The 21,104-nt window shown below is 38.4% G+C and carries 19 protein-coding genes and 1 tRNA gene; all 20 read left to right on the forward strand.

Annotated elements, in window-relative coordinates; translation table 11 throughout:
• The first annotated feature begins 16 nt into the window (after positions 1–16).
• The 20 genes from DUT70_RS02330 to DUT70_RS02425 all read left to right on the forward strand — a co-directional run bounded on the left by DUT70_RS02330 (position 17) and on the right by DUT70_RS02425 (position 21,062).
• Complete coding sequence (locus DUT70_RS02330; RefSeq protein WP_113645688.1) at positions 17–2,077, forward strand: vWA domain-containing protein; 2,061 nt, start codon at positions 17–19, stop codon at positions 2,075–2,077.
• Positions 2,061–3,320, forward strand: a complete 1,260-nt coding sequence (locus DUT70_RS02335; protein ID WP_113645689.1) for a dihydroorotase — start codon at positions 2,061–2,063, stop codon at positions 3,318–3,320. The genes DUT70_RS02330 and DUT70_RS02335 overlap by 17 nt, the downstream gene beginning before the upstream one ends.
• Before the next feature lie 95 nt (positions 3,321–3,415).
• Positions 3,416–4,090 carry a hypothetical protein gene (locus DUT70_RS02340; protein WP_113645690.1) on the forward strand — a complete coding sequence of 225 codons (675 nt, stop codon included), beginning with the start codon at positions 3,416–3,418 and terminating at the stop codon, positions 4,088–4,090.
• A 15-nt stretch (positions 4,091–4,105) separates the two neighbouring features.
• Positions 4,106–4,687: a DUF4199 domain-containing protein gene (locus tag DUT70_RS02345; protein WP_113645691.1), complete on the forward strand. Its 582-nt coding sequence runs from the start codon at positions 4,106–4,108 to the stop codon at positions 4,685–4,687.
• Positions 4,688–4,818: 131 nt separating this feature from the next.
• Positions 4,819–5,769: a glycosyltransferase family 2 protein gene (locus tag DUT70_RS02350; RefSeq protein ID WP_113645692.1), complete on the forward strand. Its 951-nt coding sequence runs from the start codon at positions 4,819–4,821 to the stop codon at positions 5,767–5,769.
• 35 nt (positions 5,770–5,804) lie between these two features.
• Entirely contained in the window at positions 5,805–6,770 is a 966-nt protein-coding gene (locus DUT70_RS02355; protein ID WP_113645693.1) for a glycosyltransferase, read from the forward strand.
• Between the two features lie 71 nt (positions 6,771–6,841).
• Positions 6,842–7,717 carry a hypothetical protein gene (locus tag DUT70_RS02360; protein WP_113645694.1) on the forward strand — a complete coding sequence of 292 codons (876 nt, stop codon included), beginning with the start codon at positions 6,842–6,844 and terminating at the stop codon, positions 7,715–7,717.
• Positions 7,718–7,799: 82 nt separating this feature from the next.
• Positions 7,800–9,299, forward strand: a complete 1,500-nt coding sequence (locus tag DUT70_RS02365; protein ID WP_113645695.1) for a GH3 auxin-responsive promoter family protein — start codon at positions 7,800–7,802, stop codon at positions 9,297–9,299.
• 89 nt (positions 9,300–9,388) lie between these two features.
• Complete coding sequence (gene tnpA / locus DUT70_RS02370; protein ID WP_113645696.1) at positions 9,389–9,841, forward strand: IS200/IS605 family transposase; 453 nt, start codon at positions 9,389–9,391, stop codon at positions 9,839–9,841.
• A 644-nt stretch (positions 9,842–10,485) separates the two neighbouring features.
• Positions 10,486–11,658, forward strand: a complete 1,173-nt coding sequence (locus tag DUT70_RS02375) for a 1-deoxy-D-xylulose-5-phosphate reductoisomerase (protein ID WP_240432001.1) — start codon at positions 10,486–10,488, stop codon at positions 11,656–11,658.
• A gap of 19 nt (positions 11,659–11,677) precedes the next feature.
• A complete protein-coding gene (rseP, locus tag DUT70_RS02380) occupies positions 11,678–13,078 on the forward strand; it encodes an RIP metalloprotease RseP (RefSeq protein WP_113645697.1) in 1,401 nt (466 codons plus the stop codon).
• A gap of 75 nt (positions 13,079–13,153) precedes the next feature.
• Positions 13,154–13,681 carry a Fe-S protein assembly co-chaperone HscB gene (hscB, locus tag DUT70_RS02385; protein ID WP_113645698.1) on the forward strand — a complete coding sequence of 176 codons (528 nt, stop codon included), beginning with the start codon at positions 13,154–13,156 and terminating at the stop codon, positions 13,679–13,681.
• A gap of 36 nt (positions 13,682–13,717) precedes the next feature.
• Complete coding sequence (locus tag DUT70_RS02390) at positions 13,718–14,620, forward strand: LysR family transcriptional regulator (RefSeq protein WP_113645699.1); 903 nt, start codon at positions 13,718–13,720, stop codon at positions 14,618–14,620.
• Between the two features lie 59 nt (positions 14,621–14,679).
• On the forward strand, positions 14,680–15,879 hold the full coding sequence (locus DUT70_RS02395) for a threonine synthase (protein ID WP_113645700.1): 1,200 nt from the start codon (positions 14,680–14,682) through the stop codon (positions 15,877–15,879).
• Positions 15,880–15,965: 86 nt separating this feature from the next.
• Positions 15,966–16,259, forward strand: a complete 294-nt coding sequence (locus DUT70_RS02400; RefSeq protein WP_113645701.1) for a DUF3817 domain-containing protein — start codon at positions 15,966–15,968, stop codon at positions 16,257–16,259.
• A gap of 49 nt (positions 16,260–16,308) precedes the next feature.
• Positions 16,309–17,490: an aminotransferase class V-fold PLP-dependent enzyme gene (locus DUT70_RS02405; protein ID WP_113645702.1), complete on the forward strand. Its 1,182-nt coding sequence runs from the start codon at positions 16,309–16,311 to the stop codon at positions 17,488–17,490.
• 86 nt (positions 17,491–17,576) lie between these two features.
• Positions 17,577–17,659, forward strand: a tRNA-Leu gene (locus DUT70_RS02410).
• 211 nt (positions 17,660–17,870) lie between these two features.
• Positions 17,871–19,121 (forward strand): glycoside hydrolase family 88 protein, encoded by a 1,251-nt coding sequence (locus DUT70_RS02415; RefSeq protein WP_113645703.1) that lies wholly within the window; start codon positions 17,871–17,873, stop codon positions 19,119–19,121.
• 113 nt (positions 19,122–19,234) lie between these two features.
• On the forward strand, positions 19,235–19,816 hold the full coding sequence (locus tag DUT70_RS02420; protein WP_113645704.1) for an RNA polymerase sigma factor: 582 nt from the start codon (positions 19,235–19,237) through the stop codon (positions 19,814–19,816).
• An 82-nt stretch (positions 19,817–19,898) separates the two neighbouring features.
• A complete protein-coding gene (locus tag DUT70_RS02425; RefSeq protein ID WP_113645705.1) occupies positions 19,899–21,062 on the forward strand; it encodes a FecR family protein in 1,164 nt (387 codons plus the stop codon).
• The last annotated feature ends 42 nt before the right edge of the window (positions 21,063–21,104 follow it).

A 21,104-nucleotide genomic window follows, 5' to 3' on the forward strand; every position in this document is an offset into this window, starting at 1 on the left:
GTACCTTTGGTTTTTAATGAATTTCCTCTATCCGGGCTTTCTTTTTGCACTTTTGGCGGTACTTATCCCGGTCATTATTCATTTATTCAATTTCCGTAAATTCAAGAAAGTTTATTTTAGCAACGTAGCCTTCCTTAAAGAAGTACAGGAACAAAATTCTTCTAAAGAAAAGTTAAAAAATCTGCTGATTCTAGCTGCCCGGGTCTTGGCCATTACATTTTTGGTGTTGGCATTTTCACGTCCCTTCATTAGTTCAAATACTACTTCCAATAAGGCAAGCGGAAACATCGTAAGCATTTATTTGGACAACTCTTATAGTATGGATGCGGTAAACAAAGAAGGCAGCTTACTTGATGAAGCCAAACGTAGAGCTAAGGAGATTGTAAAAAGCTACCAAATCAACGACCGTTTTCAGTTATTAACTAACGATTTTGAAGGACAACACCAACGCTTGTTAAATGCCGAAGAGTTTTTGCAGGCTGTTGATGAAGTTAAAATATCTGCGGCTAATAAAAATTTGCAACAGGTCATTAATAGACAACAAGGTATTTTCACAGGAGGAAGTAACAGATTTGCTTACGTCATCTCTGATTTTCAACAAAACTTTGTAGGCAAGGAACCTGTAAAAAAAGAAGAACAAACACAATTGGCGCTGGTAAAGTTAAGCGGTAACGAACTGCCTAACATTTCGGTAGATAGCGTTTGGTTTCTTTCACCAGTACATCAGGCAAATACTTCGGAAAAGATCATTGTTAGATTAAAGAACTTTGGTAACGACGATGCTCAAAATGTACCATTGAAATTGAGCATCAATAATCAGCAAAAGGCAGTAGGCAGCATCAATGTTAAAGCGGGTGAAACAGCTATCGATACGCTTTCATACAGTGGTTTGGGCTTGGGATGGCAACGCGGAATATTAAGCATTAAAGATTTTCCACTCACTTTTGACGATCAGCTTAATTTCAGTTTTAACGTCAACGCCAACCAACAGGTATTAAGCATTAATGGTGTTAAAACAGATAAATATATTGAAGCACTTTTTAATGCCGATAGCTATTTCAAATTAAGTTCGGTTTCCGAAAACAATATCAACTACGCCAGTTTTGCAAACTATAGTCTTATTGTACTTAACGGCATCAGCCAACTCTCTAGCGGATTGGCTCAAGAACTCAAAAACTATTTGAATAATGGCGGTTCGGTGGTCATTTTTCCATCTACTGAAACCGATAAGACAACGTATTCCGCTTTTTTAACAGCACTAAAACTTCCAGCAGCTGAAAATTTAGTGACCGAACCTAGTAGAGTTGCTCAAATTGAGCTCAAACATCCTTTGTTTAAGGATGTGTTTGAAGTACTCCCTAAAAATATGGATCTGCCATTGGCCAGTAGATATTTCACCTATGCAGAGCGTAGTACTACGAGTAAAGAAAACCTATTGCAATTTCCAGCAGGTAAGCTTTATTTGGCACGTTATCCTATCAACTCGGGACAAGTGTTTTTGGCAGCCACTGGCTTAGATGAACAAGATGGTAATTTAGCCAAGCATCCACTCTTTGTGCCTTTGATGTACAAAATTGCTTTCGAAAGTGCTAAAGACCAACCACTGTTTTACACTATTGCAAAGGATAATGTGATAGAGCTACCAGCGGTGAAACTTGGGGCAAATCAGTCGCTAAAATTAATTGGCGATGGATTTGAAGTGATACCAGATGTGAACCATCAGAATGGGAAAACGTTGCTTTACGTGGCTGATCAGATACAGAAAGCTGGCTTTTATACCATCAAAAACGGAGATACTACTTTGGCTGTGGTGGCGTATAACGACAATAGGGCCGAATCAGAAATGAAGTACGATAGTCAAGCAGCGCTGGAAGAGAGATTTGGTAATCAAAAAGTGCACTTTATTGACGCTCAAAAAGAGAATATTTCATCGGCCATTGCCGAAGAAAATAATGGAACCGAATTATGGAAACTTTGCCTAATTTTGAGCTTAGTTTTCATTGCGGCAGAAATATTATTGGTCAGATTTTATCATACCCAAAATAAAAATACAAAAACTCATGAACCTCTTAATTAAGGGAATTACCATTGCCGATCCGAACAGTAAGTTTAACGGGAAAACTTGTGATGTAAGTGTTGAAAACGGAATCATCACCGCTATAGCCAGTAAGTTGGAAAATCTGGAGTCGGCAGAAGTATACCATGGCAAAGGAGCAATTTTGTCTCCAGGTTTTTTTGATTTAAACTGTGTTTTTGGTGATCCTGGACTAGAAACTAAAGAAGATATCAGCACTGGAACGGCAGCAGCAGCTGCTGGAGGTTTTACAGGTATTGCCATTATGCCCAACACCAAGCCAGTAGTGCACAGCAAAGGGGAGGTTGAATATATCCTTAACAGAGCGAAAGGCAATTTGGTAGACGTGAAACCTATTGGGGCTATTAGTCAAAACCTAGAAGGTAAAGAATTGGCCGAAATGTTTGACATGAAGCAGGCTGGTGCCGTGGCTTTTGCGGAAGCTGGTAAAGCCATTGCTGATGATGGTTTCATGAGTAGGGCATTACAATATGCCTTAGGATTTGATGGTTTGCTATTTACCCATCCTGAAAATAAAGCATTGGTGGGTAAAGCACAGGTAAATGAGAGCAAAACCACTATTTTATTGGGCATGAAAGGTGCTCCAGCCTTGGCTGAAGAATTGCAGGTATCCAGAGATATTTTCTTGGCACAATATCACAATGCACCATTACATATCAGCAATATTTCAACCGCAGGATCAGTAGCGTTGATTAAAAAAGCCAAAAAAGATGGTGTTAAAGTAACTTGCGATGTAGCAGCCCATCAATTGGTTTTTACCGAAGAATTATTGAATGACTTCGATAGTAATTACAAAGTGAAACCACCATTGCGTGGCAAAGCCGATAACAAGGCGCTTATTGCTGGTTTAAAGGATGGTACCATTGATGCCATTTCTTCACAGCACAGACCGCATGAAATAGAATTTAAAAATGTAGAGTTTGAAATTGCTCACTATGGAATTATCGCCTTGCAAACTGTATTGCCATTGCTATTGCAGGCAGGTTTAGATACCGCATTAATTGTAGAGAAGTTGGCCATTGCCCCTCGTAACTTGCTGAAATTAGAAGTTCCGCAAATTGCAGTTGGACAAGCTGCTAATTTTACAGCATTTAATCCAACTCAGGAATGGCAGTTTGATAGTGAAACCAATCAATCCAAATCTGCTAACTCTCCTTTGTTTAACACCATGTTAAAGGGGAAAGTAACTTTGGTTTATAACAATAAACAATACCGAGTTTTTTAACCGTTTTTGCCATTCCGACGAAAGTAAGAATCTCAAGTTTCTTCGCTCTGAATGACAAATAAAGTACTAATGACAGACAAATAAAGGAAAACACCATGAACAATATCGTAAAAAAGTCTTTAACAGCATCGTTGGCAAAATTTGCAGAATTGCAAAAAGCTCCTAGCGTAGAACTAAGCCATCAATTGGTGGAAGTATTTGAAATAGATGCCAATTTTATGGACAAGGTCGAGAAATTTGACGCTGTTTTTGATGAGCATCCCAAGTTTGAAGCACTTAGAGAAGTATATTTCGATTTGTTGATGATTAACTTCTTTACCAGTGATGTAGCTAAGTTGGAAGAAGATTACCTGGAATCAAAGGAATGGGAAGCCATTGAAGAAGAAACTATTGATAGAGGTACCGAACTGTTAAACTTGTTATTGTACATTAACGAGTGCCACGATGAGCAAATTAAGCCTGATTTGGAAGATTTCCTAAAAGAGTTCCTTTTGGTTGACGAAGATGAGTTTCAGGACGAATATCACATCTACGAAGATTTGATCAGTAACCAACAATTAGCCGAAAGTAGCGTACAGGAAATTTGTGAAAATGCCAAGATTTTAAACTTGGTAGATGAAATGAAAGAGCTTTTTGTACCATTTATGTCCTTCTTCCTGCACCCAAGCTCAAACGATCAAGTTTATAAAGATTTAGAGAAATACAGTAACAATAAAGCATTTGATGCATCGGTTTATTGCTTAATTGCTAACTTTAATCAAACTAGATAACTAAAACTTAATTTTATGACGAGTACAGTAAACATTAAAAATGAAGCGCTAAAGAATGGGCTAATTTGGGGAGCGGTAAACATCGTATTATTCTTGGCCACTTGGTATTTGGCACCAAGCCTAATGAGTTCTTATGCATATGCAGCTATCACCATTTTGATAGGGATTGCGTTTGCCATCTTTTTCTGCATTGATATGCGTAAAAAAGTAGGTGGATATTGGACTTTTGGAGAGGCATTATGGCCAATCTTTGTCACTTTTGTTTTGGCAATGGGAATTGTTTTTGTGTTTAACATTGTTTTTGGTAAATACATCGATCCAAGCTATCCTGAAAAAATGAAGGAAATGGTTTTAACCAAAACAGAATCTACAATGAAATCTTTTGGCTTATCTGATGAGGAAATTAGCAAAGCTATGGATAAAACTCACGAGAATGTGGAACAGCAATTTTCTCCTAACTTTTCTCAGGCGATAGTAGGTTTTGGTATTTCGGCGGTAATGTATTTTATTGGTGCGTTAATTTTTGCTTTGATCTTTAAAAGAAGCAATCCTAACCCATTTGACAACCCTGCGCAGAACAATACAGAAGGGAATTAAAACCTTATCGAAATATTATTCAAACGTGCATTTTTCTCAATTTATTTGATGAAATTTGCACGTTGTTTTTTGTAAGCATTTGCTTTCAATTTAGTGTCTTCATATCTGATACTAATACTCAATACTAAAAAATGGACATATCAGTAGTAGTACCTTTATATAACGAAGAAGAGTCGTTGCCTGAATTAATTGCTTGGATAGATGAGGTGATGCAAAAGCACCAGTTTTCTTACGAAGCAGTTTTTATAGATGATGGCAGTACCGACCGTTCTTGGCAGATGATCACCGAGCTAAAGCAAAAATTTGCCAGTATTAAAGCAGTTAAATTTAGACGTAACTACGGTAAATCAGCAGCTTTAAACGTTGGTTTTGCAGCAGCGCAAGGCGAGGTTATTATTACCATGGATGCTGATTTGCAAGACAGTCCGGATGAAATTCCTGAACTTTACCGTAGAATAAAGGAAGAAAGCTACGATGTGATTTCGGGCTGGAAAAAGAAGCGCTACGACCCCATTACCAAAACCATTCCTACCAAATTGTTTAATGCTGCCACCCGTAAAATGAGCGGTATTCAGCTGAATGATTTTAACTGTGGATTAAAAGCTTACCGTCATGATGTGGTGAAAACCATTGAAGTATATGGTGAGATGCACCGTTACATTCCTGTGCTAGCCAAATGGGCGGGTTTTGCCAAAATAGGAGAGCAGGTGGTAGAACACCGTGCCCGTAAATATGGCGTAACCAAATTCGGATTAAGCCGTTTTATCAATGGATTTTTGGATTTAATGTCCATTTTCTTTGTGGGTAAATTTGGCAAAAGACCAATGCACTTCTTTGGTTCATTGGGTGTGTTGAGCTTCTTTATTGGGATCATTATGACGCTGTACATCATGATCGAAAAGCAGGTGTTGATCTGGAATAATTTGCCATACCGTAACTCAACAGACCAACCGTTATTTTACTTAGCATTGGTGGCCATTATTGTAGGTTCGCAAATGTTTTTAGCAGGCTTTGTAGCCGAGTTGGTAGGCCGCAATGCTCCAGAAAGAAACCAGTATTTAATAGAAAAAGAGATTAATTAGCAGATTGGCTAATTAGAAAATCAGCTAATTAAAGCATGTTCTTCTCCATCATCATCCCATTATACAATAGACCGCAGGAAATTAAGGAACTGTTATCCACTTTGTGCAAGCAAACTTACATGCAGTTTGAAGTGCTGGTGATAGAAGATGGTTCTGTAAAAGATGCCAAGGATATTGTAGCTTCCTTTGAAAACAAACTTGATGTAAAGTATTTCTACAAAGAAAATTCAGGACAGGGCTTTTCCCGAAATTTTGGCTTTGAACGTGCCAAAGGCGATTATTTCATCATTTTCGATTCGGATATTCTAGTGCCTTCCGATTATTTGGAGACGGTGAAAGATTACCTGTTTGAGCACCAGTTAGATGCTTTTGGTGGACCAGATGCCGCACACGAAAGCTTTACACCTGTACAAAAGGCCATCAGCTATGCCATGACTTCGCCTTTTACCACTGGTGGCATTAGAGGTAATAAAAAGCATATCGGTCAGTTTCATCCACGTAGCTTTAACATGGGCATTTCAAGAGAGGTTTATGAAAAAGTGGGCGGTTTTATCTTAACCCGTTTAGGCGAAGACATTGAATATAGTATCCGTATCCACGAAAACGGATTTAAAATAGGACTTATTCCTGCCGCCAAGGTTTACCATAAACGACGCACCAGTTTTACACAATTTTACAAGCAGCTTCATTTTTTCGGCAGAGCTCGAATCAATATCTACAAACATTTTCCTTCAGAGTTAAAACTGGTACATTTTTTTCCTGCTGTTTTTACGCTTGGACTGGGATTTGTGATTCTTTGCAACATTTTTTACACGCCTTTGGCCTACGTTGGAAATTTCTTGGTGCTGCTGTATTTTCTGTTGATATTTTTTCATGCTTGGCAGCTCAACAAATCAATAAAAATTGCATTTTTGAGTGTCATTGCATCGTTTATCCAGTTAACGGCCTACGGTTTAGGCTTTATACAGGATTTTGTTAAAAGAGTGATATTTAGAAATTAAAGCAGAGCGATAAATGTTTGGCGATTAGATTAACGCAAGACGCTTATCGCCAGACAATAAAAAATAGCAAAATGATCAATTATTTAAAAGAAAGTACCTTTGCCGTGAAGGATGTCATTATGCAGGCGTGGAAGGTGACCAAGGAAAACTATCTTTCGATTGCTACCCTGTGCTTTCTGATTTTTTTGACGGCCTCTACCTCAACCTTTATGGCCTTCTTCATGGAGGAAGTTAATATCGGGATTAAATTGGTGATGCTACTCATTTTTATGATGAGCTATTGCGTGGTAGAGTTGTGTTTGATCAAATATATCTTCAAGCTTTTGGATACCGAAAATGCAGATATTCAAATTGTAGAGACTTTACCTACCAGAGCTGAAATCATCAAGTTTTTAGTAGCTACGGTGTATTTTGGATTGAGTATTTTCTTTGTAGGGGTGTTATTAATGCCAGTACTCTACTTGCTTGATATGGTGCTTAAATTGATGGTAAGCCAGGGCATTATAGCAGGTTATTCGCAAACAGGTGCTATCATTGTAAATGTTGCCGTAGGTATTGCCATCCTTAGTATTTTCTTCACTTTCGTGAGAATTATCTTTTTCCCATTTTTCATTATCGATAAGCACAGTTCTCCATTTGAGTCTATTAAATTGAGCTTGGCCACTACCAAAGGTAATTTCATCAAGTTATTAATGATTTTATTGGGTTTGGTGATTGTGCAGGCCATTGTTTTCGGCTTCTTTTATATTGTGATCTTAATGGGCTTTAGGTTGGTGAACCTTTTCTTAGATTATGATATCAGCCAATACAGTTCATTAATTGTGGTTGTTTTCAGCTCCTTTGTGATTGTACCCTTTTCTACCGCGTTTTTTGCCGTAGCTTATCGCAAAATCATGAGCGAATATAAAGGTGACGAACATCCAGACATCATCCACAATATTGTTTAGATATCATTAGCTTAAGTAAGCTTTATTTATGTTTGAGTTTAAAGATAGAAAGAAAAAGAGCCTGTAGGCATTGAGAAGTATTATGGGAATCAAATCATCGCTGAGCAAAGTATTTGCATCTTTTGTCCTTAAAAAAATTGAGTCTTGGAAATTCAATGCTGTAGATGCCCAGGAACGCACCTTGCAAAAATTAATTGCCGAAGCTAAAAATACCGTTTTTGGAGCCGACCATCATTTCCACGACATCAAAAACTATCAAGATTTTAAAGAACGGGTTCCCATAAGAGATTATGAAGACCTACGACCATATATTGAAAGGGTGGTGGAGGGCGAACCTGATATCTTATGGAAAAATAAGCCGCAGTATTTTGCCAAGACCTCAGGCACTACTTCTGGTGTTAAATATATTCCCATTTCAAAGGAGTCGATGCCAGAGCATATCAAGGCGGCGAGAAATGCACTATTGACCTATATCCACGAAACAGGCAATGCCAAATTTGTAGATGGCAAGATGATTTTTTTACAGGGAAGTCCTGTGCTAACGGAAAAGCATGGCATTAAAATAGGGCGACTTTCGGGTATTGTGGCGCATTTAGTGCCTGCTTATCTGCAAAAGAACAGAATGCCAAGCTATGAAACCAATTGCATTGAAGATTGGGAGCAAAAAGTGGAGGCCATTGTAGGTGAAACGCTTCACGAGGACATGAGACTGATTTCGGGTATTCCGCCTTGGGTGCAAATGTATTTCGATAAGCTTTCAGAAAAATCAGGCGGCAAAACCATCAAGGATATTTTCAAAAACTTTGAGTTGTTTGTGTATGGCGGGGTGAATTTCGAACCTTATCGTGCAAAAATTGAAGCCAGTATTGGTAAAAAAATAGCTGCGATTGAAACCTATCCAGCATCGGAGGGGTTTATCGCTTATCAGGACAGTCAGACCGAAAAGGGATTGTTGTTATTGGCTGATGCGGGAATGTTTTATGAATTTGTTCCAGCGGATGAATATTACAATGATAAACCTACCCGATTAAGTTTAGGAGAAGTAGAAATCGATAAAAATTACGCCTTGATCTTGAATACCAATGCAGGACTTTGGGGTTACAGCATAGGTGACACGGTTAAGTTTATCTCCCTTAATCCTTATAAAATAATGGTTACGGGAAGAATTAAACATTTTATTTCGGCCTTTGGCGAGCACGTGATTGGAGAAGAGGTGGAACATGCACTGCTTTCGGTAGCAAATGAAGAGGGCGTAGAAATTACAGAATTTACCGTAGCTCCACAGGTAAACCCAGCAGAAAGCGAATTGCCTTACCATGAGTGGTTTGTAGAGTTTTCTAAAGCGCCGCAAGACTTAGCTGCATTTAGTTTAAAGGTAGATTTAGCCCTACAACAAAAAAACATTTACTATTTTGACCTCATTGAAGGAAATATCTTGCAGCCTTTGAAGATAAGAACGCTTGCTAAAGATGCTTTTGTAAATTACATGAAAGCCCAAGGTAAACTTGGCGGACAAAACAAGGTGCCTAGATTAAGTAATGACAGGAAGATCGCAGAGGGGTTAAAGGATTACATTAAATAGATTGTCATTCCGAGGAACGAGGAATCTCAGGAGATACTTCGCTGCGCCCTGTATGAAAAAAATAATAAGTATTGATGAACTAATTTGTTATGGCTGGTACTTTCGCTCAAATATACATTCAGATTGTATTTGCTGTAAAAGGCAGAGATAACTTAATAAATGCTAGTTGGGAAGAGGAATTGTATAAGTACATTTCGGGAATTGTTAAAAACAAAGAGCAAAAGATGTTGGCGATTAATGGAATGCCTGATCATGTTCACTTCTTAATTGGAATGAAGCCATCTTGTTGTTTGTCAGACTTGGTTAGAGAAATAAAAAAGTCATCGAATGAGTTTGTGAATGAAAAGAAATACTCAAAATTCAAATTTCAATGGCAAGAAGGATATGGAGCATTTTCTTATGGTCATTCTTCTTTGAACGAAGTAATAGCATATATAAATAACCAAAAGCAACACCATAAAAAGAAAACTTTTAAAGAAGAGTATAAGCAGTTTTTAGAAAAATTTAATATTGAATACAAAGAAGAGTATTTATTTGAATAGATGATCTAAACGACCTTGAAAAGGTCAAATGCTTATGGATAAAACGATTGGAGGGAATACGACCCTGTCGGGGTCGCATATCATACGACATGAAGCCTATAGGTATTTCATTCCTTCGGGATTGAAAGAGATAATGATTTAAATGGAAGGGTAAAGACCTTGAAAAGGTCAAATGCTTATAGATAAAACGATGGAAGGGAATACGATCCTGTCGGGGTCGCATATCATACGACATGAAGCCTATAGGTATTTCATCCCTTCGGAATGGAAAAAGAGATAATGATTTAAATGGAAGGGTAAAGACCTTGAAAAGGTTAAATGTTTATTGATAAACGATAGAAGGGAATACGATCCTGTTGGGGTCGAATATCATACGACATGAAGCCTATAGGTATTTCATTCCTTCGGAGTGGAAAAATAGATGACGATTTAAATGGAAGGGTAAAGACCTTGAAAAGGTCAAATGCTTATAGATAAAGCGATAGAAGGTAATACGACCCTGTTGGGGTCGCATATCCACAATAACCTAAATTCTATAAGTATATCATCTCTTCGAGATGAAAAAAATAGACAAATATTTAAAAATAAAAAAGATAGCAATCTTTAAAAGCGAAATATTTAACAATTTAACAATTAAAACAATTTTGCAATATAAAAACATATCTATACTAGGCTCTACAGGTTCCATTGGAACACAAGCACTGGAAGTAGTGCGGGCAAATCCCAGCTTATACAAGGTTGATGCCCTAACTGCGCAACAAAATGCCAGTTTGCTCATTGCACAAGCCTTGGAATTTAAACCAGAGTTGGTCGTAATAGGCGATGAAACCCTATATCAACAAGTGAAAGAAGCCTTGCCAAACACTAAGGTAATGGCAGGTGAGGAAGCATTACTGGCAGCTGTTCAGTTACCGCAAACCCATTTGGTGTTAACTGCAGTAATGGGTTCAGTAGGATTAAAGCCAACCATTGCTGCCATTGAAGCTAAAAAAGACATAGGTTTGGCCAACAAGGAAACCTTAGTCGTGGCTGGAGAGCTGGTGATGAGCTTAGCCAAACAACACGGTGTAAACATCATTCCAGTAGATTCAGAGCACTCTGCTATTTTCCAATGTTTGGTGGGAGAGGAACAAAGTGCCATTGAAAAAATATTGCTCACGGCTTCAGGCGGACCATTTAGAGGAAAGGATAGGGAGTTTTTAGCGAAAGTTACCAAAAATGAAGCGCTTAAACATCCTAACTGGGTGATGGGCGCTAAAATAACCATCGATTCAGCTTCGTTAATGAACAAAGGTTTGGAGGCCATAGAAGCCAAATGGTTGTTTAACTTGCAGCCAGAGCAGGTAGAGGTGGTGGTGCACCCACAATCTATCATCCATTCGATGGTACAATTTACCGACGGTTCTATCAAAGCGCAAATGGGCGTTCCAGATATGAAACTCCCAATCCATTACGCATTGGCTTATCCCAACAGGCTAAAAACAGATTTCGAGCGTTTTAGCTTTTTAAAATATCCCGAATTGACATTTTCCGAGGCAGATACAAAAAGTTTTCGTAACCTTGAGCTGGCTTATATCGCTATGCAAAAAGGCGGAAATATGCCATGCATCTTAAATGCAGCCAATGAAATAGTGGTAGACGCATTTTTGAAAGATAAAATAGGCTTTTTGGAAATGAGTGAGGTGATTGAACAGTGTATGAACGAAATGGACTTCGTGGCACAGCCAACATTGAACCATTATTTAGAAACCGACCAGCTTACCCGTATATTTGCGCACCAGTTGGTAACAAAACAAATAGTAACACATCTAAAATAGAAACACACGACAATACAATATGGACGGATTGATTATGGCGGGCCAGCTTTTGCTGGGACTATCGATACTAGTAATCTTACACGAGTTAGGACATTTTTTAGCAGCAAGAGCTTTTGGAATTAAAGTAGAAAAATTTTACCTCTTTTTTGACGCTTGGGGATTTAAACTATTCAGCTTCAAAGTAGGCGATACAGAATATGGTGTAGGTTGGTTACCATTAGGTGGCTACGTGAAAATTTCGGGAATGATAGACGAGTCTATGGATACCGAACAATTGGCAGCACCAGCACAACCTTGGGAATTTCGTTCAAAACCAGCTTGGCAACGTTTAATCGTAATGCTTGGCGGTATTATTGTGAACGTAATTGTTGGTATTGTTATCTTCTGGATGGTAGCTTTTAAATATGGAGATACATTTATCGTTAATGATAAACTGACCAATGGAGTGAATCCTGGAATCATAGGAAAACAGATTGGCTTGCAGACAGGAGATAGAATATTGGCAGTAAATGGTCAGAAGCTAGTGTATTTTGATGAATTATTAAGCTCAAAAGTGCTTTTTGGAGGCTCTAAACTGACTATTTCTAGAGAAGGTAAAGCAATGGATTTAAGGGTTCCTGAAACTGTTTTAGATAGCGTTAGCAAATACACCATTAAGTCTTTTGTAATGCCTAGAATGGTTGCTAAAAAGATAGATTCTGTAGCTAGTCCAAAAGATTTACAGCCTTCGTTAGGTATCTTTGCTAAGATAAAGGCAATATTTGTTAAGCCAGAACCTGTAAAAATTGAAGCTCCAGCTTATGAGGCAGGATTTAAAAAGGGAGACAGTATCTTAGCTGTTAATGGAAAAAACATCCGTTTTTTTGACGATTTTACTACTGAGGTAGGCGCTAAAGCAGGAAAAACTATTAGTGTAAGTTTACTTCGAAATGGAGAAGTGTTAAACCTTCATCCTAAAGTATCAAAAGATGGTACTATTGGTCTGATCATTCCTTCAGTACCTCCAGCGTCTATCAATCTTCAATATGGATTTGTAGAGTCTTTTTCTATAGGGATTAATAAGGGATGGTCATCTTTTAAAGATAATGCAAAAGGTATTTGGAAAATGATTACGGGTAAATTGAGTACACGTAATATCAGTAGTCCGATAGGCATTGCAAGTGCATATGGAAGTACATTTGAATGGGAAAGGTTTTGGAGTTTAACAGGATTGATATCTATGGCATTGGCTTTTATGAACCTACTACCAATTCCAGCTTTAGATGGTGGACATGTTGTTTTCTTAATTGTCGAAATGATCAAAGGAAAGCCATTAAGTGATAAATTTATGGAAAGGGCTCAAGTGGTAGGTTTTGTTATTTTATTATGTTTAATGGTTTACGCGTTTGGTAATGATATATTAAAGAAATTTGGGATATAAATTTATGATGTTAGGGGGGTAGTATTTGAATTATTTTAAACTAGCCCCTAATTCCTAGTCCCTAATACCTGTAAAATGAACTATTTCGAACTTTACGATTTGCCAGTAAGTTTTCATCCAGATCAAAATGTGGTGAAACAACAGTTTTATGCGCTGAGCAAAAAGTACCATCCAGATTTCTACATCAACGAAAGTGCGGAGAAGCAGGAAGAGGTTTTGGAACTTTCTACCCTGAATAACAAAGCTTTTCAGGTACTAAAAGATCCTCAAAAGGTATTGCAATATGTGCTTACACTTAAAGAGGTAATTGCCGAGGGTGAAAACTATATCCTGCCACAGTCTTTTTTAATGGAGATGATGGACGTTAATGAAGCCATTATGGATTTGCAATTTGATCCTGATCCAAAAAAGGCGGAAGAAATTAAGCAGCAGATTAGTGATTTTGCACAAAACTTAGATCAGGAGTTGGCCCAATATACCCAAGGCTTCGAAGCGCTGGATGACGAGCAGCAAACCTCGCAATTAGCCAAAATCAAAGACATCCATTACAGAAGTAAATACCTTCATCGCCTACAACAGAGCCTAACTAAGATAAATAATTAGTTATATTGTGCTGTTATTGCTAAGCAATGAATAGGTATGATTTCCTTTAACCATTTGGTTTTTATCGAAGTTGCTAGACACTTGAGCTTTACCAAAGCCAGTGAAGTGCTGTTTATTAGCCAACCTGCTATTAGCAAGCATATCCAAAAACTGGAGCAAGAATATGGTGTTTCGCTTTTCGATAGGAACAAAGGCTTGGTGAAACTCACACCCGCAGGTTTAATTTTACAAAAGCACTTACAAATGGCAAGCACGCTAGCAAGTCAAATTGTGTTCGATGTGAGCAGCTTTCGTCAATTGGATAGTTTGCGGGGTGATCTCAAGCTGGGGGCAAGTACCACCGTGGCATTGTATATCATTCCATCCGTACTGTCGGCCTTTAGAAAACTTCATTCGGAAATCCACATCAGTATGGTAAACCGAAACTCTGAAAACGTCACTAAAGCTCTGCTAAACCACGAAATTGACCTAGCCATTGTAGAGGGAAAAAATAAAATGGATGGCATTAATAGTCAGTTTTTCCTGACCGAAGAAGTAATCGCCGTTTGTGCGCCAGATAGCTATTTGTCTAAGCAATCGAATTACAGCATTCAAGAACTTAAAACCTTGCCTCTGGCCATCCGCGAAAGAGGATCAGGTACCTTGGCAGCGGTAGCGCAGTCGCTGCAACAGCATCATTTAAAAATCAGCGATCTTAATATCTGTATCCGCTTGGGAGGCACGGAAGTGCTCAAAAATTTTGTAATGGCCGATGATTGCATGGCTTTTCTCCCCTTTACCGCAGTGCAAAAAGCTTTAGAACGAGGAGATCTCGTCAAATTGAACATCGATCAATTAAACATCCAACGACATTTCTATTTTATCCAAAGACTGGGCGATGAGAATTTGGGTATTAATAAAGCCTTTATCAAATTCGCGAAGAATCACTATAACATTTAGTTATATCTTATGGCTATTTGTGATATACACTAGGTTATTCATTGCACTAATTTAGTGCAATGGAAAAAACGACCTTTGCCGAAACCAAATCTTCTATAACAAGTAATTATGAATTAGTTTGCAGTAACTGCCAACAATTATATCACAAAAACCAGGTGCAAACTTTTTGTACGGAATGCGGATCAGCACCTATTGTCCTTAAATATGCCTTGCAAGAAACCTCATCTGAACAAGTGATTGACCAAACGGAAAGGTCGATGTGGCGTTACTCGAAAGTACTGCCATTAACCCATCAAGAGAATAGGATCAGTTTGGGGGAAGGGTGGACGCCAATCTTACCCTTATCTAATTTAGGCAAACAATTATCCTTAGAAAATCTAATGCTGAAAGATGAATCCTTTAATCCCACGGGTTCGTTTAAGGCGAGAGGTTTGAGCATGGCTGTTTCCAAAGCGAAGGAATTAGGCGCGGAAACCTGTATTGTGCCCACGGCTGGAAATGCGGGTGGTGCTTTAAGCGCATACTGTGCAAAGGCGCAAATGCACGCTATTGTGGTCATGCCTAGCCACACGCCGCTGGCTTTTCAGAAAGAGTGCTTGGCCTTTGGAGCAGCGCTGATTTTGGTAGATGGTTTAATTCACGACTGCGCTAAGAAAGTAGCTGCCATTAAGCAAGAGATCAATTGCTTCGATATTTCTACCATGAAAGAGCCTTATCGTTTAGAAGGGAAGAAAACCTTAGGTTATGAAATTGCCGAACAGCTCAATTGGGAGCTTCCAGATGTAGTTTTATATCCAGCAGGGGGTGGAACAGGCTTGATAGGCATTTGGAAAGCCTTTCAGGAAATGAAACAAATGGGCTGGGTTAAACATATTCCTACTAAAATGATTGCCATACAAGCCGAAAACTGTCAGCCTTTGGTGGCCACCTTGAATGGTTGGCAAGAAAACGCCGCTAATTATGAGGGAACTGCTACGGTAGCCAACGGTTTAGCCGTACCAAGGCCTTTTGCAGAGCGCATGATGTTAGACGTATTAGTACAATCAGATGGTGAAGTTCTAGGGATTAGCGAGTCTGAAATTACCGAAAACCTTAAAGAAATGGCTAGGGTAGAAGGCTTGCTCGTTGCTCCAGAAGGCGCCGCACTGCTCGCAGGGTTAAAACGCTTGATCAAATTAAATAAGATAGAAAAACACCACAAAGTACTATTGCTTAACACTGGTTCTGCTTATAAGTATTTGGATAACTTTAGCTTTTAGGCTTAAGTAGATATAATGTCAAAAAGATAAATTAGGTATGGCGACTAAAATTATCGGGTTACTTTTGGGGAAAACCTAAAAATCAGATGTCTTCATTACACCTTTTTAGAAAAGTAGCTTTAGCAGAAGGAATTTCCTACATAGTATTGTTGTTTATCGCCATGCCGCTTAAATACTGGGCCAACATGCCATTGGCTGTAAAATATGTGGGTTGGGCTCATGGCTTATTGTTCGTGGCTTATATTGCTTGTTTGGTAATGGCTTGGCAGGAAAAAAAATGGAGCTTTGGAAAAGTACTGTTGTTATTCATCGCTTCTTTATTGCCTTTTGTACCATTTTGGGTAGAACATAAACTAAAAGCAGAAGACACTGCCGCTTAATGCTCCTTGGCCTAAATGATTATCTTAGCGTTTATTCTCAAGCGTTACCATGATTGCCAGAGGCAGATTAGATATCCGTTTTTCAAAACTCTTTAAGGCTGTTGGGACTGTAGCGAGGACTGCTGCTGGTTTAAGCAAGGCATCACCCTGTTTTCCTGAACAGTCTTTGCCCTGTTTGTCTGTACGCACTGGTTTTGATTTGCTTTTGAGCGCCTTGAAATTAGAACGAGGCACCGAAATTTTGGTGACCAACATCAATATTCCCGACATGTTTGCCATCATGGCTGAACATGGGTTAAAAGTAATTCCCTTAGCGGTAGATAAACATACCTTGGGGATATCTGTTGACCAACTGAAGGATGCCATCACACCTAAAACAAAGTTATTGCTCATCACCCATTTGTTTGGAGCGGTAATGTCAACCGAACCTTTATTGCAGGTGGCAAAAGCTAATAGACTTATTGTTATTGAAGATTGCGCACAAGCTTACGATGGCGTTTATCAGGGTAATCTGCAATCGGATGTGGCCATGTTTAGCTTTGGGTTAATTAAAACCAATACCGCCCTCACGGGTGCGCTTTTGCATTTTAACAACCAAACGCTCTTTACAGAGGTATCGGCTTTAAACCGTCAACTACCTGTACAGCCTACTAAAATCTACTTTAAAAAAATCTTAAATGCCACTTTGATTAAGTCGTTTACGCAAAGATTGCCTTTTCAATGGGCTTATACACTTTGTAAGTACTTAAATAAAGATTTTGATGCATGGCTCTCAGGCTTTACTCGTGGCTTTCCAGGTGCAGCATTGATGAGAAAAATCAGACATCAGCCTTGCAATGCTAATTTGTCGATGTTGCATTATAAGTATTCCCAAGATATTAGTAGTCAAATTCAGCAGAGAAAAGCGCTGGCTGCTCAATTGTTGCAAGGACTGAATGAACATTACTTAGTTGGGACTGCTAATGCACAACATACCCATTGGGTATTGCCCATTAACGTATCTGAACCAGTTTCATTGGTCGAAAAATTAAGAGGAGCGGGGTTTGACGCAACTTCAAAAGCATCTAGTTTGGTAAGGTTTAAGAGCGAAAACCCAAGTCTGGGGATACAAAATGAGTTGGCGCTCGAAAATTTAATTTATTTGCCTATGGATATTACTATGGGTAAAAATAAAGCTAAACAATTGAACCAATTATTGTTAGCGTTTTTGCCAAATCCTCAAGGTTTTTGAATGCTTAAAAAACCTCAAAAAAGAAGAAATAAAATTTGTGAATTAAATCTTAATACATACATTTGCACTCCCGCTTACGAGGAAATGCCCAGGTGGCGGAATTGGTAGACGCGCTGGTCTCAAACACCAGTGGGAAACCGTGCCGGTTCGATCCCGGCCCTGGGTACCATACCGGAAATAGAGTTTTTAAAACTTTGTTTCCGGTTTTTTTATTTTGTAACTCTTTGTTTGTCATGTAGATAAACTCCGTTCTCTCACTCATTCTACCGGTTCGATTTTTTTGCCGTAAAACAGCCATTTCTTGGGAAATAATTTATCAGTTAGTTGTGGGACTAATCGTTTAAAAAAGCTCTTAGTTATATAAACTAATATAAGAAGCTATGAATAGATCGAGAATCACTATTTTTCTTTATACCTTTTGCTTAGGTATTTTATGCAATAATTTATCTTTTGCCCAAGAGTCTGATTTTGTGACCAGAAGCTTTCAAAAAGCATCTCCGCTTTATGATAATTTGCTTGCTAAAACTGCAGGTAATTTTAAAGACTATCCACATTCCCTCTACGAAAACGGTGAAATTAAATATTTGCAAATTGACGAATGGACTGGTGGCTTTTGGCCTGGTGCTTTATGGTACATGTATGAATTTACTAAAGATGAAAAGTGGAAAACTGCTGCTTTAGCTTGGACAAATTCTCTTGAAAGTAATCAGTATAATACAGCGCATCACGATATTGGCTTTATGATGTATTGTAGTTACGGCAATGCCCTTCGCTTTGTAAAAGATGAAAGCTATCCCAAAATTCTAATTCAATCGGCAAAGTCTTTATGCCAGCGATATTCCCCAGTGGTGGGCAGCATTCAATCTTGGAACAAAAGAAAATCAAAAGGCGATATCAATACTTGGGAATATCCAGTTATTATGGATAACATGATGAACTTGGAACTATTGTTTTATGCTAGTAAAACTAGCGGCGATACCAGTTTTCGCCATGTAGCTATTAAACATGCCGAGCAGACCATGAAAAATCATTTGCGTGCTGATTACAGTTCCTATCATGTAGTAAACTACGACCCAAAAACAGGTAAGGTTTTACATAAGCAAACGTTACAGGGCTTTTCTGACGGTTCTACCTGGGCTAGGGGACAGGCTTGGGGAATTTATGGCTTTACAACTGTTTATCGAGAAACGAAAGACAAACGTTTCTTAAAAACGGCAATGAAAATGGCAGACTATTTCATTGATAATCCAAATTTGCCAATAGATAAAATTCCTTTTTGGGACTTTAATGTTGGGCAAGCTGGTTTCAAGCCAGATTGGAATTATGAAGCTGTAAAATTTAAAGAGACGCCTAGAGATGCTTCTGCAGCAGCTATTGCTAGCTCGGGTTTATTAGAGCTGAGTACATTTCTAAAAGGCAAAGAGAAAAAAAAATATTTTAATGCCGCTGTTGCTATGCTTAGGTCACTTGGTAGCGACAAATATCTAAATGTAGACCAACAAAATCCATATTTTTTGTTGAAGCATAGTACTGGAAATTTACCTTCTGGGAGGGAAATAGACGTCCCTTTGATCTATGCAGACTATTATTTTTTAGAGGCACTTTTGCGTTATCAGAAAATTATAAAATAGCGCTCTGCAGGGATGGAATAGCTAAACTATCGCCTTTTAGCGCGTTGCTTGCAATCTATCGTTTTTGTTAAATCGAAAATATTGGATAGATTTGATTGCGTACTGTACTAGGCATGATCAGATCAATAGACAATAAAGTAGATGACCAATATTTGTTAGCTCAAATGAAGGGCGATGATGAGTCTGCCTTTCATTTGCTTTACGAACGGTATTGGGAACAGGTTTACAATGCGGCTTATAAGCGCTTGAAGGATGCTGAATATGCAAAGGATATTACACAGGATATCTTCTTACAGCTTTGGTCTAGAAGGAAAGAAATACACATTACTTTTGTGCCTGGCTATCTCTATACGGCGGTAAGAAACAATGTTTTTAAATGGATGGAAAAGGAACAGCGCTTTACCACCATTCCTGACTTGCTGCTTTGTCTTGAGCGGGTAAGTGATCACGCCGATGTAGAGTTGTTGAGGAAAGAGTTTATGCAGAAGTACGAAAACTTAGTGAATACGCTTCCGCCTGCACAGCAAGTTATTTTTAAGCTTCGTTTTCACGAGGAATTATCTACCAAAGAAATAGCCGAAAAACTTAATATTAGCAGAAAGACGGTTCAGAACCAGCTTGGCAAAAGCGTTGGGCAGTTACGAGATGCTCTCGACATATTATACTTGGTAGCAATGCTACACCTTGCAAATTAATTTTTTTTTCTTGTGGGATTATTCTGTTTTTGTAGGTCTTGTTCATATAGGGCTACGCTAAGCTTGTGGTGCAAAATTAAAAATGGATAAAAAAACATTCCTTGATATTCTTAGTAAATACAACAAAGGTAAAGCTAGTAAGCAGGAAGTAGACTTGTTGGAGGCCTACTATGAGTTATTCGAAGTCGAGGAGAATATCTTGGATCAAATGGATTTGAGTGAGAAGCAACTGTTGAAGCAGCAAATGCTAGCCAGAGTCCTAGAGAAGAATATAGAAATAGTTACGACAAAAACAAAAACTTGGTATGATCGTAGTTGGTTGTCAGCAGCAGCTGTTTTATTGATATTGTGTTCTGTTGGACTTTTGTTATTTAAAAAGGACCGAAATGAAATTGCAGTAGTTAAAAAATCGGAAACACCAACAGCAGTTATTAAACCCGGTAAAAACCAAGCTATTCTTACGTTGTCAGATGGCTCTACCATAGGATTGAACGAAGAAGAAAAAGGTATTGTTTTATCGAAGAATGGTTTGCTCGTTACAAAAAGTGGTGATGGAGAGCTGAAGTACGAAACCAACGAAGAACTTATACCAACTACAAATACCATTACCACACCCCGAGGAGGGCAGTATCAACTTGTGTTGACAGATGGTACTAAGGTTTGGTTAAATGCACAGTCGTCAATTAAGTTTCCTACACGTTTTGCAGGAGATACCAGAGTAGTGCATATTACTGGTGAAGTATATTTTGAGGTGGCCAAAAATAAAAAAATGCCCTTTCTAGTGCATACGCATAACCAGAAAATTGAAGTATTAGGTACCCATTTTAACGTAAATACCTATATAGATGAAGCAGCAGAGAAAACTACCTTAATAGAAGGGAGTGTAAAAGTTGCGAAAGTAAGAGATGGTTTTGCAGAAATGAAATCTGCTAAGCTGTTGCGCCCTGGGCAAGAAGCTTTATTAACTAGTGAAAGTAGTTTAATAAAAGTTGGAACTGCCGATACAGAGGCCGCTATATCTTGGAAAAATGGTTATTTCAAATTCGACAAAGCAGATATACAAACGGTCATGCGACAAATCTCCAGATGGTACGATGTAGATGTGAAATATGTCGGAAATAAGAGCAGCGATCTTTTTGTGGGGAAAATTAAACGCACCGAAGAAATTCAGGGGATACTTAGAATTTTGGAACGAAGTAAAATAAATACTTCTGTTAAAGGAAGAACAATCATCATAACCAACTAACTACTAACCAAACCTAAACCAAACCTGCATGAAAACATAACA

The organism is Pedobacter chitinilyticus (assembly GCF_003313385.1).
Taxonomy (GTDB): Bacteria; Bacteroidota; Bacteroidia; order Sphingobacteriales; family Sphingobacteriaceae; genus Pedobacter; species Pedobacter chitinilyticus.